Origin of the sequence: Pseudobutyrivibrio ruminis DSM 9787, from assembly GCF_900218035.1 — a bacterium.
GTDB classification, from domain to species: domain Bacteria; phylum Bacillota; class Clostridia; order Lachnospirales; family Lachnospiraceae; genus Pseudobutyrivibrio; species Pseudobutyrivibrio ruminis.
In genome coordinates, this window is the sequence record NZ_OBMR01000003.1 from 121558 (window position 1) to 136013 (window position 14456).

General features: G+C 42.9%; 16 protein-coding genes and 1 pseudogene. All 17 read left to right on the forward strand.

The window, feature by feature from the left end; all coding sequences use genetic code 11:
• Positions 1-79 precede the first annotated feature (79 nt).
• Positions 80-1123, forward strand: coding sequence for a DUF5688 family protein (locus CRN97_RS02440; RefSeq protein WP_179670652.1), 1044 nt, complete (start codon positions 80-82; stop codon positions 1121-1123).
• 127 nt (positions 1124-1250) lie between these two features.
• Positions 1251-2180, forward strand: a complete 930-nt coding sequence (locus tag CRN97_RS02445; RefSeq protein ID WP_097075737.1) for a DUF6017 domain-containing protein — start codon at positions 1251-1253, stop codon at positions 2178-2180.
• 9 nt (positions 2181-2189) lie between these two features.
• Positions 2190-3014 (forward strand): ParA family protein, encoded by an 825-nt coding sequence (locus tag CRN97_RS02450; RefSeq protein ID WP_097075738.1) that lies wholly within the window; start codon positions 2190-2192, stop codon positions 3012-3014.
• Entirely contained in the window at positions 2971-3906 is a 936-nt protein-coding gene (locus CRN97_RS02455; RefSeq protein WP_097075739.1) for a ParB/RepB/Spo0J family partition protein, read from the forward strand. The genes CRN97_RS02450 and CRN97_RS02455 overlap by 44 nt, the downstream gene beginning before the upstream one ends.
• A gap of 11 nt (positions 3907-3917) precedes the next feature.
• On the forward strand, positions 3918-4397 hold the full coding sequence (locus tag CRN97_RS02460; RefSeq protein WP_097075740.1) for a PcfB family protein: 480 nt from the start codon (positions 3918-3920) through the stop codon (positions 4395-4397).
• Positions 4394-6139 carry a VirD4-like conjugal transfer protein, CD1115 family gene (locus CRN97_RS02465; RefSeq protein ID WP_097075741.1) on the forward strand — a complete coding sequence of 582 codons (1746 nt, stop codon included), beginning with the start codon at positions 4394-4396 and terminating at the stop codon, positions 6137-6139. Before CRN97_RS02460 ends, CRN97_RS02465 begins: the two co-directional genes overlap by 4 nt.
• Positions 6140-6265: 126 nt before the next feature.
• Positions 6266-6634: a fluoride efflux transporter CrcB gene (gene crcB, locus CRN97_RS02470; RefSeq protein WP_097075742.1), complete on the forward strand. Its 369-nt coding sequence runs from the start codon at positions 6266-6268 to the stop codon at positions 6632-6634.
• 60 nt (positions 6635-6694) lie between these two features.
• Positions 6695-7345: pseudogene (locus CRN97_RS02475) on the forward strand (CatA-like O-acetyltransferase, family 3).
• A gap of 28 nt (positions 7346-7373) precedes the next feature.
• A complete protein-coding gene (locus CRN97_RS02480; RefSeq protein WP_027111100.1) occupies positions 7374-7796 on the forward strand; it encodes a hypothetical protein in 423 nt (140 codons plus the stop codon).
• A 273-nt stretch (positions 7797-8069) separates the two neighbouring features.
• A complete protein-coding gene (locus CRN97_RS02485; protein ID WP_031558130.1) occupies positions 8070-8282 on the forward strand; it encodes a Maff2 family mobile element protein in 213 nt (70 codons plus the stop codon).
• A 23-nt stretch (positions 8283-8305) separates the two neighbouring features.
• Positions 8306-9241 (forward strand): VirB6/TrbL-like conjugal transfer protein, CD1112 family, encoded by a 936-nt coding sequence (locus tag CRN97_RS02490; RefSeq protein WP_456300056.1) that lies wholly within the window; start codon positions 8306-8308, stop codon positions 9239-9241.
• Positions 9242-9253: 12 nt separating this feature from the next.
• Entirely contained in the window at positions 9254-11767 is a 2514-nt protein-coding gene (locus CRN97_RS02495) for a VirB4-like conjugal transfer ATPase, CD1110 family (RefSeq protein WP_097075744.1), read from the forward strand.
• Complete coding sequence (locus CRN97_RS14310; RefSeq protein WP_097075745.1) at positions 11768-13081, forward strand: C40 family peptidase; 1314 nt, start codon at positions 11768-11770, stop codon at positions 13079-13081.
• Between the two features lie 9 nt (positions 13082-13090).
• Positions 13091-13351 (forward strand): DUF4315 family protein, encoded by a 261-nt coding sequence (locus CRN97_RS02505; protein ID WP_097075746.1) that lies wholly within the window; start codon positions 13091-13093, stop codon positions 13349-13351.
• Positions 13341-13991, forward strand: a complete 651-nt coding sequence (locus CRN97_RS02510) for a DUF4366 domain-containing protein (RefSeq protein WP_097075747.1) — start codon at positions 13341-13343, stop codon at positions 13989-13991. The genes CRN97_RS02505 and CRN97_RS02510 overlap by 11 nt, the downstream gene beginning before the upstream one ends.
• A 2-nt stretch (positions 13992-13993) precedes the next feature.
• Positions 13994-14134, forward strand: a complete 141-nt coding sequence (locus tag CRN97_RS14090; protein WP_179670653.1) for a hypothetical protein — start codon at positions 13994-13996, stop codon at positions 14132-14134.
• An 11-nt stretch (positions 14135-14145) separates the two neighbouring features.
• Positions 14146-14448, forward strand: a complete 303-nt coding sequence (locus CRN97_RS02515; RefSeq protein ID WP_031558144.1) for a DUF4316 domain-containing protein — start codon at positions 14146-14148, stop codon at positions 14446-14448.
• Positions 14449-14456 lie beyond the last annotated feature (8 nt).

A 14456-nucleotide genomic window follows, 5' to 3' on the forward strand; every position in this document is an offset into this window, starting at 1 on the left:
CAGTTATCTCAATCGAGATAGCTGCTATTTTTGTGCTCATTTTGAGCAGTAACTATTCACTATTCAAAGGAGGTAGACAATGGACTACGAGAAATTCAAACAGGACATGGAGCAGGATGTACTAAAGAATCTTGCAAACAGGGGAATCGAAACGGAGACCGATGTTCGGCATATTGATAAGTTGAACGATGGGTATGATGCTTTGACAGTGAAGGCACCGGGAAGTGTGATTGGTGTAAATATCAATCTTAGCAGTGCCTTTGAAGCGTATGAGGATGGAAGAGATTATATCGATATCGTGGAGCGAGCTTCTGATCAGGCTGCGAAGGGAATCACAGAGTCAAAGAGCTTTGATATCGATAAGGTCAATGACTATGACCAGATGAAGCAGACGCTTTCCATGGAAGTGGTATCAGCAGAGAGAAATGCTGACATGCTTGAGAAGGTTCCTCACAAGAACATCGAAGACATGGCGGTGGTATATCGCTTTGTTTTGGATGCTTCAGATGAGGGTAGAGCCAGCATTCTGGTGACAAATCAGCTTCTTGATTCCTATGGCATCACAGCGGATCAGCTTCATGAAGATGCGATGACAATTGCTCCGGAACTTCGTCCGGCAGTGATTAAGACTATGTCTGAGACATTGCAGGAAATGATGGGCGATGAGGCCTTTATGATGATGGGCATGCCGATTGCCCCACCAGAGAATGAGCCACTATTTGTTGCCACAGTTCCAGATAAGGTGCAGGGCGCCAGTGTACTTGCTTACCAGGATTTCATGGAACAGGCGGCTGAGAGGGTTGGCGGTGATTTCTATGTTTTACCTTCATCAATCCATGAAATTCTCTTGGTAAGAGATGATGGAAGTATGAATCGTGCTGACTTGGAAGACATGGTTCGCACAGTAAATGCTACCGAGGTTCAGCCAGAAGATATCCTTACAGATAGTGTTTATCACTATGATTCTAAGGATAAGGTCTTTGAACTGGCTGAGAAGTTCGAGGAGCGTACTGCCGCAAAGCAGCGTGAATCAGCTCTTGATAAGCTTGCTGATAAGAAGCGTGAAGCTCCAATTCATGAAAGTGTCACTCGTCCTCATGACCGTGGTGGCGAGGCGTTGTAATGAATAAAAAGACAGGCAAGAAGCCCTCTGCCTGTAGAGGATGTCCTTACGGGAAGCATCAGCCATGCATCGGCTGGTGCACCCGTAAAATCCTAGAAGAGATGAGATTGTTAAAGGAGAAGAAAAAATGACGTTTGATTATTTCTATGGCCGCGAAAGCGACCTTTTTTCATTTGTACGAATTCCAAAGCTTCTGTTCAAGGAAGAACGTCTAAAGCGTCTGTCGTCGGACGCCAAGATTCTCTATGGTCTTCTCCTGGACCGTATGAGCTTATCCGCAAAAAACGGTTGGCAGGATGATGATGGCAGAGTGTATATCATCTACACCATCGATGAAGTGCAGGATGACCTAGGATGTGCCAACAAGAAGGCTGTAAATATCCTCGCAGAGCTTGAAGATATCGGGCTCATCGAAAAGAAACGTCAGGGCTTAACCAAGCCAAATCTCATCTATGTAAAGAACTTTTCATCTGAAGTGTTAAAAGAACATTTCCAGAAATGTCAAAATGACACTTCAGGAAATGTGGAATTGACAGGTCAAGAAGTGTCAAAAGGACGAACAAATAATACTGATAATAACAATACTGATTTTAGTGATACTGATTCTATTCCATTCCATTCTGACAGGATACGGCTTTATCGTGAGTCGCCCCAGGAAAATGGAATGGAAGGGAATGGAAATGATGCATTACAGATTCGTAAAAAATATCAGGATTATGTGGCTGAGAATATCAGCTTAGAGATTTTGAAAGAGCGATATCCATATCAACGAGAGTTACTAGATCAATTAGCAGAGCTGATGGTGGATGTCCTTTGTTCGACTAAGGATCACATCTGTGTTGGAAAAGAGGACAAACCGGCACCGATAGTGAAGGCACAGTTTATGAAGATTAATTCCATGCATATTGAGTACGTGTTAGAAGGGCTTCAGAAGAACACGACTTTGGTTCGTAATACCAGGCAGTATCTAATCACGACGCTTTATAATGCGCCGCTGACGATAGATGCCCATTACGACACGCTTTTTAACCATGACAGAGCAAATGGATTGATTTAGGAGGAGAAAATGAGTAAGTCACAGGTGATTGCACTTGTTAATCAAAAAGGAGGTACTGGGAAGACGCAAAGCACAGAAAATCTTGGTGTTGGGTTAGCTTCTGAAGGGAAAAAGGTTCTGCTTGTGGATATGGATCCACAGGGTTCTCTCACCATTAGCCTTGGACATCCAAAAGCAGATGAGCTTCCTGTTACCGTGGCGGACATTATGTCGAAGGTTCTTCGGGAAGAGCCAATTGCTCCTGGAGAAGGGATTCTTCATCATCCGGAAGGTGTGGATTTGATGCCAGCTAACATTTCTTTATCAGGAATGGAGGTCTCTCTGGTAAATGTCATGAGCCGAGAACAAGTGCTAAAGGAATACATTGATTCCGTAAAAGGTAATTACGATTATGTGCTGATTGACTGCATGCCATCTCTTGGAATGCTTACCGTAAATGCGTTAGCTGCAGCGGATAGATTAGTGATTCCGGTTCAGGCTCAGTACCTTTCAGCCAAAGGTTTAGAGCAGTTGCTTCAGACAGTGAACAAGGTAAGGAGGCAGATAAATCCAAAGCTAAAGATTGATGGCATCCTGCTAACCATGGTGGATGGCAGAACAAATTATGCGAAGGATATCAGCAACCTGATTCGTGATACCTACGGTAGCAAGCTGAAGGTTTATAAGACAGAGATTCCACATTCCGTCAGGGCTGCAGAAATCAGTGCAGAAGGAAAAAGTATCTTTGCTCATGATCCAAAAGGGAAGGTATCAGAAGCCTATAAGAATTTAACAAAGGAGGTGCTGAAGAATGAAGAAAGAGCGCTCAAACATTCAGCTGAGCAGTTACGATGATATTTTCGGAAATGATGTATCGGCTGATAAGGCAGGGGCCGTGAATGGTGATATGGTGGTTAATATTTCACTGGATGAATTGCATCCTTTTCGGAACCATCCCTTTAAGGTTCGTGATGATGCTGATATGGAAAAAACAGTGGAGTCCATTCAAGAGTTTGGTGTATTGCAACCAGCTATTGTTCGACCAGACCGCGATGGAGGCTATGAAATCTTGTCAGGACATCGAAGACATCATGCCTGCCAAATAGCAGGAATCGAGACACTTCCTTGTATTGTTAGAGATTTGGATGATGATGCCGCTACCATTTTGATGGTTGATTCAAACCTGCAAAGGGAAGAGATACTGCCAAGTGAGAGAGCATGGGCTTTTAAGATGAAGTTGGATGCGATGAAACACCAGGGCGAACGAAGAGATTTAACTTCGTCCCAAATTGGGACAAAGTTAAGAAGTGATGCGGTTATGGCTGATGAAGTAGGGGTTAGTCGTAATCAGATAGCTCGTTATATCCGCCTTACCAACCTCGACCCAGAACTTCTTCAATTAGTAGATGATAAGCTAATGGGTTTTAATCCAGCCTACGAGCTTTCCTTCTTAAATTCCGAACAGCAGAAAGACCTTCTTTCAGCTATCGATTATGCCCAAGCGATTCCTTCACTATCTCAGGCTCAACGAATTAAGAAACTGGCATTGAATGGTGAAATCACTCAGGAGGGCATGAACATTATCTTATCTGAAGAAAAGAAACAGGACTTGGACCGAGTTACTTTAAAACACGACACGTTAAAGAAGTACTTTCCAAAGTCTTATACGCCAAAGCAGATGGAAGATACTATTATCAAGCTACTTGATCAGTGGCAGAAGAAACGTAATAGGGATATGGAACGTTAGGAGGTGATTCTATGCAGGAAGAGATTGAAGAGAAAACTGTCCGACTTGCGATTACTACCACAAAGCTTTCTGTTAGCTCATTCATTGCTGGAGTGAAAGCTTACTTGAGACATCGGCAGAAAAAGCAGCTGGCAGCTATTGATGAGCATATCCAGGGCAAGCAATCCATCGATGAACTGATTAAGCAGAATCAAGGAGTAACCAGCATGGTAGTCGGCGATGAAGGGCTTCGTACTTTTGAGCGTATTGCAAAGAAGTACGGTGTAGACTTCGCTGTTATGAAGGATACTTCTGAGAAGCCACCGGTGTTTACGGCTTTTTTTAAAGCCAGAGATACCGATGCAATGGAAGCTGTGGTGAACGAATACAGCAAGAAGATGGTAAAGAAGCAGGAGCGACCAAGTGTGCTTGCGAAGCTTCATAAGTTTATTGAGATTGCAAAGAAACAACCAAACAAGGCAAAGAACAGAACACAGGAGATGACGCGATGACCAAAAAGCAGAAACGACTGATCCTGTTAAATATCCCGTATGTGCTTATGGGATTATTTGCAACAAATCTAGGAGAGGCTTGGAGAATATCGCAGACAATTGATGCGGTAAATGAAGTGGGAGCTCTAGCGCAGGCATTTCCAATAGCTATGGCGAATTTCCTTCCAAGCCTGCATCCTTTTGATTTGATGGTCGGTATTGCTTTTGGTATTGGAATGAAGGTTGTTGTTTATGTAAGAGGTAAAAATGCTAAGAAATACCGTCATGGTGCAGAATATGGAACAGCACGATGGGGTACAGCGCAGGACATTGAGCCATATATGGCTCCAAACTTTAAGGATAATATCATCCTTACCCAAACAGAGCGACTGATGATGAGCAGCCGCCCGAAAAAACCAAAGTATGCAAGAAATAAGAATGTACTTGTAACCGGTGGTTCTGGCTCAGGTAAGACCAGGTTTTTCCTGCTTCCGAATCTGTTACAGATGCATTCAAGTTATGTTGTCACAGACCCGAAGGGTGACGTGGTGATTAAGGCTGGTAAGACTCTTTTGAAGCATGGCTACAAGTTGAAAATCTTTAATACCATCAACTTCAATAAAAGCATGCACTACAACCCATTCGCCTATATTCATTCTGAAAAGGATATCCTGAAACTGGTGAATACCCTTATCGCAAATACGAAGGGTGATGGCAAAGCCGGGGATGAGTTTTGGACGAAGGCCGAGACTCTTCTTTATTGTGCGCTTTTTGGATATATCCATTATGAGGCGCCGGAGGAAGAGCAGAACTTTAATACGCTACTAGAATTTCTGAATGCTTCAGAGGTTCGCGAGGATGATGAGGATTATGAAAATCCAGTAGATATGATGTTTCATGATCTGGAAAAGAAGAGTCCAAATCACTTTGCAGTAAGGCAATATCGTAAATACAAACTGGCGGCGGGCAAAACAGCAAAATCTATTCTAGTGAGCTGCGGTGCAAGACTAGCTCCATTTGATATTGCAGAGCTTCGAGAAATCACAAGCTACGATGAATTGGAACTGGACACCTTGGGAGATAGAAAGACAGCATTATTTCTCATTATGAGTGATACAGATGCTACCTTTAATTTCTTGATTTCCATGGTCTACAGTCAGCTTTTCAATCTGCTATGTGAGAAGGCTGATGATGTGTATGGCGGCAGGCTTCCGGTTCACGTCAGATGCCTAATCGATGAGACAGCCAATATCGGACAGATCCCCAACCTGGAGAAGCTGGTAGCAACTATCCGAAGTCGAGAGATTAGTGCATGCCTATTCTTGCAGACGAAATCACAGCTGAAAGCCATCTATAAAGACAATACGGATACCATAATTGGAAATATGGATTCCCAGTTATTCCTTGGTGGTACCGAGCCAACCACGCTGAAGGATTTATCTCAGTTCCTTGGAAAAGAAACCATCGACATGTATAACACCGGCGAAAGCAGGGGCAACAATCCATCCTACTCCATGAACTATCAGAAGAGTGGAAAGGACCTCATGACCGTAGATGAAATCGCAGTCATGGATGGTGACAAGTGCATCCTACAACTTCGAGGTGTACGTCCATTTTTGTCGGACAAATATGATGTCACCCAGCATCCTCTTTATAAGGAGACTGGCGAATATGATGAGAGGTATAAGTTGGATATCCAACAGTTTGTGCATCAGAATCTGAAGCTTAAAAAGGGTGAGATGTTTGATGTGATTAGGATTTAATGGAATTTAGGCACCTCTTCTAATGAGTAATATGGTAAGATTATTAGAGCACGGAGAGGTGCTTATTATTACAAATCGGGATTTATAGAGTATTTATATTCTAGTTTTTATGATTATGAGGTTGATATGAGTTTTTTATTTGTGGCGCTTGGAGGCGCTTTAGGTGCAGTAACACGATATGCTATAAGTCTTATTCCAGTTAAGACGGGATTTCCAGTATTGACTCTTATAACCAATATAATAGGAGCTATCTTGATTGGATTTATAGTCGGTGTTACGAGTAACAATAACGGAATATCCGATAATACAGTTCTATTTTGGAAGACAGGTGTCTGTGGTGGTTTTACAACATTCTCTACATTTTCTCTTGAGGCTTTTAACCTGTTTGATAATAAACAATATGCTGTTGGTAGTATATATGTGATGTTAAGTTGTGGCTGCTGTATTTTAGGAATACTATGCGGGAAGAAGATCGCTTCTGTTATAAAAATATAATCGGTGAATATATTCAAGATAAAAGAGAAATATAACTTCCAGTTTGTAGGGGTAATAAAAATGAACTATAAGATAATTGATAAAGAAAAATACTATAGAAAAGGAGTATTTCGCCACTTCTCGGAAGACTGTAAATGTTCGACTTCAATGACTGCAAGAATTGACGTTACGTATCTCGTTGAGTATTCCAAAAGAAATGGGACAAAGTTTTATATAAATTTCCTTTATATTCTATCAAAAGTTTTGAACTCACGTGAAGATTACAGAATGGGGTATCTTTGGCAGACAGATGAGCTGATTTGCTATGACGTAATAAATCCTACGCAGTATGTTTTTCATGAAGATACGGAAACCTGTACGCCAGTATATACAGAGTATTTTGAGGAATAAAAAAAGTTTTACACTGGTGCTTTAAATGATGTTGAGGAAGCGAAGAAGACTCGTGAATATGGTTTGGATATGGCAAATCATCCCAACTGGTTTGATGCATCTTATATATCATGGCTTTCATATGACTCGCTTAATATTGAATTGCCTGATGGACATTTATTCTTTTCTCCTATTATCAATTGGGGGAAATACAGAGAGGAAAACGGTAGACTTGTTATGCCTGTAACTGTTCGACTTAATCACGCAATTGCAGATGGATATTTGGTTGCTAATGTATTTCGTCTTTTGGAGAAGGAAATCAATTCTTTTGTTGAGTCATAATCGCACAAATTTAAAGAGGTGTCTCATTTTGAAAAAAGGAATAAAGATTCTGTATTATATTTCAGTTGTAATAAGTGCTTTAGTGGGAGTCTGGCATTTCTTTGTCCCATGGATGTTTCAGTGGTATGACTATCTTCCAATGCAATATGAAAATCTTATAGTGGGGATTGATTATACGAACTATTGCTTTTCGTTGCTGCTGTTTGGTTTAAGCACGATGCTAATTGTGTTAGGAAAAAGAGCATTGGCAATAAATCGAGAAATTATTTATTTTTATTTCTTTCTTACGGTGGTTTGGATATTTAGGGCATGTCTTGCCAGTTTTATTGAGCCATGGCCGTTGCAGCCAATTCCAGCGGCTGCGATTGGGCAATTGATTGCTTCAGATATATTAGCTGTAATGATGATAATTGTCAGTGCGAGCTTTATTAAAGAACTTAGGAGAAAATAACAACTTCAGGTTTGTCGGACAAAACTAAATAAAACCTTACATAGACCAGTACCTCTGGGGACGCCCAGAAGATTTGTACTGGTCTATTATTATGCCCATTTTTAGCGCAAGGAATGGACATGAGCCGAAACTATTAATCTATTTTCAAGAAAGGAAAATTCGGGAGCTCGCGACTTCCGAATGAAGGTATGAACTATGAAGGTGTGGAAATTTTTGAAGGGATGTTGGATGAAGGTACGCGTGAAGGCTGCGAGAATCCGAAAGGGTATCAAAATGGCATTTTTCAATTCAGCAATCACAGTATTACAGACACTTGTTATCGCACTTGGCGCAGGCCTTGGAGTATGGGGCGTTGTAAACCTTCTTGAGGGTTACGGCAACGACAATCCAGGTGCTAAGTCACAGGGAATGAAGCAGCTCATGGCTGGTGGTGGTGTTGCACTCATTGGTACACAGCTCATTCCACTTCTTTCTGGATTGTTCTAATCTAAGGGAAGACACAACTGAATATGGAACAGGTAGCAGGCTGGCACTCGCCAGCTTTTTGCTACCCAAATCAAAATGAAGGAGATCATTGCATGGATAGAATATTTGAGCAAATGACCTCTTGGCTCAAGGACTGGATTGTAGATGGGCTGATGAGCCTGCTAACAGGAACCTTCGACAGTATCAATGCCCAGGTTGGAAGTGTAGCTGCAGATGTAGCAACAAGCCCGGCGGATTTTACGCCGGGTGTTTTCAACTTGATGAGGACGGTGTCCAACAATGCGATTATGCCGATTGCCGGCATGATTCTCACATTCATTGCATGTTATGAGCTGATTCAGCTGGTCATCGCCCACAACAATCTGGCGAACTTTGAAACATGGATATTCTTCAAATGGATATTCAAGACTTATGTAGCAGTAATGCTGATTACGCATTGCTTTGATATCACCATGGCAATTTTCGATGTGGCGGGGCATGTGATTTCCCAGAGTGGAAATATCATCCAAAACTCTACGGCAGTGAATGCATCCCAACTTGCGCAGATGCGTTCCACACTAGAGGCCATGTCCATCGGAGAGCTGTTGCCATTGTTTATGGAAATCGGATTACTAAACATAGGAATCAAAATCATGTCCATGATGATCTTCCTAGTCATCTACGGACGAATGATTGAAATCTACCTGATGATAAGCTTGGCGCCACTTCCATTTTCAACCTTTGGAAATAGGGAGCAGAGCCAAATAGGACAGAATTACGTGAAGAGCCTTGTTGCACTTGGCTTCCAGGGATTCCTTATCTTAATCTGCGTTGCAATCTATGCGGTGCTCATCCAGAACGTTTCCATTTCCAGTGATATTGCAGGCTCCTTGTGGTCAGTGCTTGGCTACAACGTACTGTTGGTATTTGCCTTGTTCAAGACCAGCACCTTGTCCAAGAGAATTTTTTCAGCACAGTAAGGAAGGATAATTATGGCGATAAGAGTAAATGTGCCAAGAGATTTATCCAGGGTAAAAGAGAAGGTGGCGTTCAATCTCACCAAGAGGCAGCTGATTTGCTTCACGCTTGCCGGAATGATTGGAGTGCCCACCTTTTTTCTTGTGAAGAGTGTTTCGGATAACGTGAGCGCGTCTACGTTTCTCATGATGGCGGTGATGATGCCGCTATTTTTCATGGCGATGTATGAGAAAAATGGGGAGACTATCGAGCGCATTATCCAGCACGCCATTGATTGGAAGAGGCGAAAGCCTGCCCCGGAAGAATCTTTCGAGCAAATGTTTAAAGACGGTATCTGCAGAGTGGATGAGAATTATTATTCCAAGACCATTCGCTTTTCAGATATCAATTACAAGCTTGCTACCGATGAGGACCAGCAAGCGATTTTTGATAATTGGAGGAAGTTCCTAAACTTCTTTGATAGCTCCGTCCACTTCGAGTTGACCTTTGTAAATGTTACCAAGGACGAAGCAAAGTTTTATGAAACGATACGTATTAAGGAAAAGCAGGATGGCTTTGATGATGTAAGAGCGGAGTATTCCGAGATGCTGAATCGACAGCTGGAGAAGGGCAATAACGGTCTGGAAAAGACCAAGTATCTCACTTTTGGTATCTATGCCAAATCCATTAAGGACGCTAAGCCTAGACTTCGCTCCATTGAAAACGACATCTTAAATAACTTCAAGCGCATGGATGTGCAGACAGAAGTGCTTGATGGTATGCAGCGTCTGGAAATGATTCAGCTGATCAAGAGCCTGGGCGGAGATGACAGCACCCTTAAATATCCAGTGAAAAACATGATTCGCACCAAGCAGCGCTTTGCGACAGTATCTGCATTATCCTACGATGCGCCAACTATGGAAGACAGATTCTTGATGGAACTTTTAAGTGCAGATTCCAGTCAGGTTATCAGTATCCATCTGCAGTCTATCAATCAGAATGAAGCGATTAAGAAGGTGAAGAAGACCATCACGAATATTGATTCAACGAAGATTGATGAACAGAAGAAGGCAGTCCGTTCCGGTTATGACATGGATCTGATTCCGGGTGATTTGGTGACTTATGGCAAGGACGCCAATGCATTTCTTCAGGACTTACAGGATCAGAACGAGCGAATGTTTAAGATGACATTTCTCATTCTAAATACCGGTGCATCCAAGATTGAGCTTAAGAATAACTACTTGCAGACATCCAGCACCGCCCAGCAGTTTAACTGCGATATCTACAAGCTGGATTACAGGCAGGAGCAGGGCTTAAATAGCTGCTTGCCACTTGCAAGAGACCTGATTCATACAGACAGAAGTCTTACTACAAGCTCTGTCGGAATCTTCATTCCATTTACCACACAGGAGCTGATGCAGACAGAGGATGAAGCTCTTTACTATGGTCTGAATGCATTGTCACAGAATCTGATTATGGCAGACAGAAAGAGCCTGTCTAATCCAAATGGAATGATCCTTGGAAAGCCTGGTTTTGGTAAGTCTTTTTCTGCAAAGCGTGAGATGAGTAACGTCATGCTCTCTACAGATGATGACATCATGATTTGTGATCCGGAGCAGGAATATACGGCGCTGGTAAACAAGTTCCATGGGCAGGTCATCCATATCAGCCAGAAGTCGAAACAGTTTATCAATCCTATGGATATCAATGAGAACTATTCCGATGGAGATGATCCGGTGTCACTAAAGGCAGAGTTTATTCTGTCATTGTTTGAGCTTGTCATGGATGGAAAAGGTGGACTTGGCCCAGTGGAGAAGACGGTTATCGACCGCTGTATCCACAAGGTCTATGAGAAGTACTTCGAGAATCCAATTCCGGAGAACATGCCAATCCTTGCAGACCTTTTCAATGAGCTGATGGCTCAGAATGAGAAGGAAGCCCATGAAGTAGCGACAGCCCTTGAAATCTACGTCTTTGGTTCTTTGAATGTATTCAACAATCAGACCAATGTAGATATCAATAGCCGAATCGTCTGCTACGACATCAAGGATTTAGGAAAGCAGCTAAAGAAAATCGGTATGCTTATCGTTCAGGATCAGGTATGGGGACGAGTTACAGCCAATAGAAGCATGGGAAAAGCTACCAGATACTACATGGACGAGTTCCATTTGCTTCTAAAAGATAAGCAGACCGCCAATTATAGCGCAGAGATTTACAAGCGATTCCGTAAATGGGGAGGCATCCCGACAGCCATCACCCAGAACGTAAAGGATTTATTGGAGTCGCCGGAGGTTCAGAACATCTTTGATAACTGCGAGTTTATTTATTTGTTGAATCAAGCACCGGGAGACAGAGAGATTCTGGCGAGAAAGCTTGGTATCAGTAAGTATCAGCTTTCTTATGTGGAGAAGGCAGAGCAAGGCGAAGGACTTCTAGTCTTTGGAAATCTGATTCTACCATTTAAGGATCAGTTCCCTCATGACCTAGAACTCTACCGCATCATGACCACAAAGCCTAAGGAAGTAGCCGCCTGGCAGAAAGGAGTATAAGTGAGTAATTACAATCAGGATGAAAACATCGGTGGGCAGGCTCTTGATGAAGGTGTAGCTGCAGGGGAAGAGGCCACTAGGGAAATGCACAGAGCCTATCAGCGTCATCAAATCAAGAAGAACTACTACCGAAAAGACAGAGATAGCCCTTATGTGAAAAGCTTTGCTGACAAGATGAAGGAAAGGGCAGAAGGAATTAAAGATGGAGTGAAAGATTCGATCAGAAGAATTGCCGAGTTTCTTAAAGAGCATCCTGTGGTGCTTGTGGTGACGATTCTGATCATTCTTTTTATCTGGCTATCTAGCAATGTGCTGACAGTCTTTCAGGCTGTGATTTCTAGTATGGGAGATACCGTTCTGGTGTCCACTTATACTGCCTACGATGAAGATATCACGGGTGTAGATGCAGATTATGTGAAGCTGGAGCAGGAACTTCAAAAGACCATTGAAAATACCCAGACGGATTATCCCGGCTATGACGAGTACGAGTATAACCTGGAGGAAATCGGTCATAACCCATATGAGCTAGCTAGCTATCTGACGGTAAAGTATGAGGATTATAAGCGAAGAAACATGAAGCAGGTGGTAAAAGACCTTTTCAATGAGCAGTATGACCTAACTTATACCACCAGAACCGAGCGCCGTTCTAGACAAGTAACAAAGACTGGAACCAAGACTGTGATTGATAAGGAAGGTAATCCTCACACGGTTTCCTACACCTATACAGAGACGGAATATTATCATGTGCGGATTCTAACCGTAACTCTGAAGAACAACAGCCTTGGTACTGTCATTGCATCAAAGGGGATGAACGAGGATGAGCAGGCCAGATATGCACTTCTTTTAGAAACGCAGGGAAATAAAGCCTATCTATTTAATGATGCATACGTGGATTATGAGGATCCAGAGGAATACCAGATTCCGCCGGATGCCCTGTCAGATCAAACCTTTGCAGCCATGATTGCAGAAGGGGAAAAGTACTTGGGACGTGCCTATGTATGGGGTGGCTCTAGTCCATCTACTGGATTTGACTGTAGTGGTTTTGTCAGCTGGGTTATTAATCATAGTGGATGGAATCTCGGCAGACAAACGGCTGATCAGTTGAAACACACTTGTACAGTGATTTCGCCTGAGGAAGCAAAGCCAGGAGATTTAATCTTCTTCAAAGGCACTTATGACACCAGTGGAGCCAGTCATGTGGGCATCTATTGTGGAAATGGAATGATGCTTCACTGTGGCAATCCGATTCAGTACACGTCCATTAATACCAAGTACTGGCAACAACATTTCTATTGTTATGGCAGATTGCCTTAAGGAGGAGCTATGGCTGAGAGATTAGATAAGATCAAGGCGGATTTGGAAGCCGCCAAGGAGAAACGTGCCTGGTGGGATAACCGCATCAGGTATTTGGAAAAGAAGCTTTCGGACGAGGAAAAGACTATCGTTCATGACATTGTAAAAGCTGCAGATTTGACGCCGGAAGAGCTGGCACAGGTAATCGCATATGCGAAGAACCATTTGCCTGGAAATGCGCCAATTACTGCGACAACAGAAGATTCAAAGGAGGAAATCGATGAAGAATAAAATCAGATTAATTACTGTGGCAGCCGCACTTTTGATAGGCTCTATGCCACTTACTGCATTTGCTCAGGTGCCTGACAACGTGGACACATCCGTTATTGATGAGGATACTGAAACTAAAGAGGATGACCACACACCACTGACACCAGATGGAAATATGACGTTAGTGGATGACATCACCACATCCGATGGTCATGCCAAGCAGTTCATGACTGTGACAACGAAGAGTGGTCACATCTTCTATATCATCGTAGACCGCGATGATAAGGGAACCAACACGGTACATTTTCTGAATCAGGTGGATGAGCGTGATTTGATGGATCTCATCAGTGATGAGGATAAGGAAGAGATTGAAGCTGCTACCGGAACCAAGGTGGTGCCAAAGACTACAGAAACTGAGCCTACAGATGCTACTAGTGAAGATAATCAGCAGGCGGATAAGACCTCTAAGAAAAAGACATCAGGTCCAAATCCAATCCTTGGTCTTTGCATTGTGTTAGGTCTTGCCGGAGTAGGTGGATTCTACTGGTATTCGAACCGCGATAGCTTCAAGCGCAAGAAGAATGGGGCTGATCCGGACAGCGATTATGCTGATGATTATATTGAGATGCCGGGTGCAGAAGATGAGAAAGGAGATGAGTAACTATGGAATTTGAGCTTAAGAATGTAGAGGCGACAACTCGTCGCCTCATGGAATTTCAGAAGGGTCTTCATTCTGTGATGGCTGCTAAGGGCAAGAAAAAGGAATCTGTCATCAAGAGACTCAACGCCTACAAGCAGATGTAAGGAGGTGCGTTATGGATGGACTTGATATTGCAAGCAAGAGGCTTGCTAAGGAAGAGGAACTGACACCGGTGGAGGAATCCATTTTGGAACAGCATACGATTCACTCCAAGAAGAATCATCTGAAGGCAGTGGAGGATGCCATCGAAGGAAATGATAATAACTTCGACGGTATCATCAACAACATGCCGGAGGATGCACCGAGCGAATCTACCCTGAAGAAGGCCAAGGAGTATGAGAAGTTGATTGAGAAAAAAGATGAGGTGGTGAAAGTTGCAAAACCGCACAAACAAGATCTCGGTGAGATTGTCCGATAGCGAGTATC

Bases quoted from the DNA above. Each gene is read 5' to 3' on its own strand.
- CRN97_RS02440 (WP_179670652.1), top strand. From the start codon at position 80: ATGGACTACGAGAAATTCAAACAGGACATGGAGCAGGATGTACTAAAG.
- CRN97_RS02445 (WP_097075737.1), top strand. From the start codon at position 1,251: ATGACGTTTGATTATTTCTATGGCCGCGAAAGCGACCTTTTTTCATTT.
- CRN97_RS02450 (WP_097075738.1), top strand. From the start codon at position 2,190: ATGAGTAAGTCACAGGTGATTGCACTTGTTAATCAAAAAGGAGGTACT.
- CRN97_RS02455 (WP_097075739.1), top strand. From the start codon at position 2,971: ATGAAGAAAGAGCGCTCAAACATTCAGCTGAGCAGTTACGATGATATT.
- CRN97_RS02460 (WP_097075740.1), top strand. From the start codon at position 3,918: ATGCAGGAAGAGATTGAAGAGAAAACTGTCCGACTTGCGATTACTACC.
- CRN97_RS02465 (WP_097075741.1), top strand. From the start codon at position 4,394: ATGACCAAAAAGCAGAAACGACTGATCCTGTTAAATATCCCGTATGTG.
- crcB (WP_097075742.1), top strand. From the start codon at position 6,266: ATGAGTTTTTTATTTGTGGCGCTTGGAGGCGCTTTAGGTGCAGTAACA.
- CRN97_RS02485 (WP_031558130.1), top strand. From the start codon at position 8,070: ATGGCATTTTTCAATTCAGCAATCACAGTATTACAGACACTTGTTATC.
- CRN97_RS02490 (WP_456300056.1), top strand. From the start codon at position 8,306: ATGGAACAGGTAGCAGGCTGGCACTCGCCAGCTTTTTGCTACCCAAAT.
- CRN97_RS02495 (WP_097075744.1), top strand. From the start codon at position 9,254: ATGGCGATAAGAGTAAATGTGCCAAGAGATTTATCCAGGGTAAAAGAG.
- CRN97_RS02505 (WP_097075746.1), top strand. From the start codon at position 13,091: ATGGCTGAGAGATTAGATAAGATCAAGGCGGATTTGGAAGCCGCCAAG.
- CRN97_RS02510 (WP_097075747.1), top strand. From the start codon at position 13,341: ATGAAGAATAAAATCAGATTAATTACTGTGGCAGCCGCACTTTTGATA.
- CRN97_RS14090 (WP_179670653.1), top strand. From the start codon at position 13,994: ATGGAATTTGAGCTTAAGAATGTAGAGGCGACAACTCGTCGCCTCATG.
- CRN97_RS02515 (WP_031558144.1), top strand. From the start codon at position 14,146: ATGGATGGACTTGATATTGCAAGCAAGAGGCTTGCTAAGGAAGAGGAA.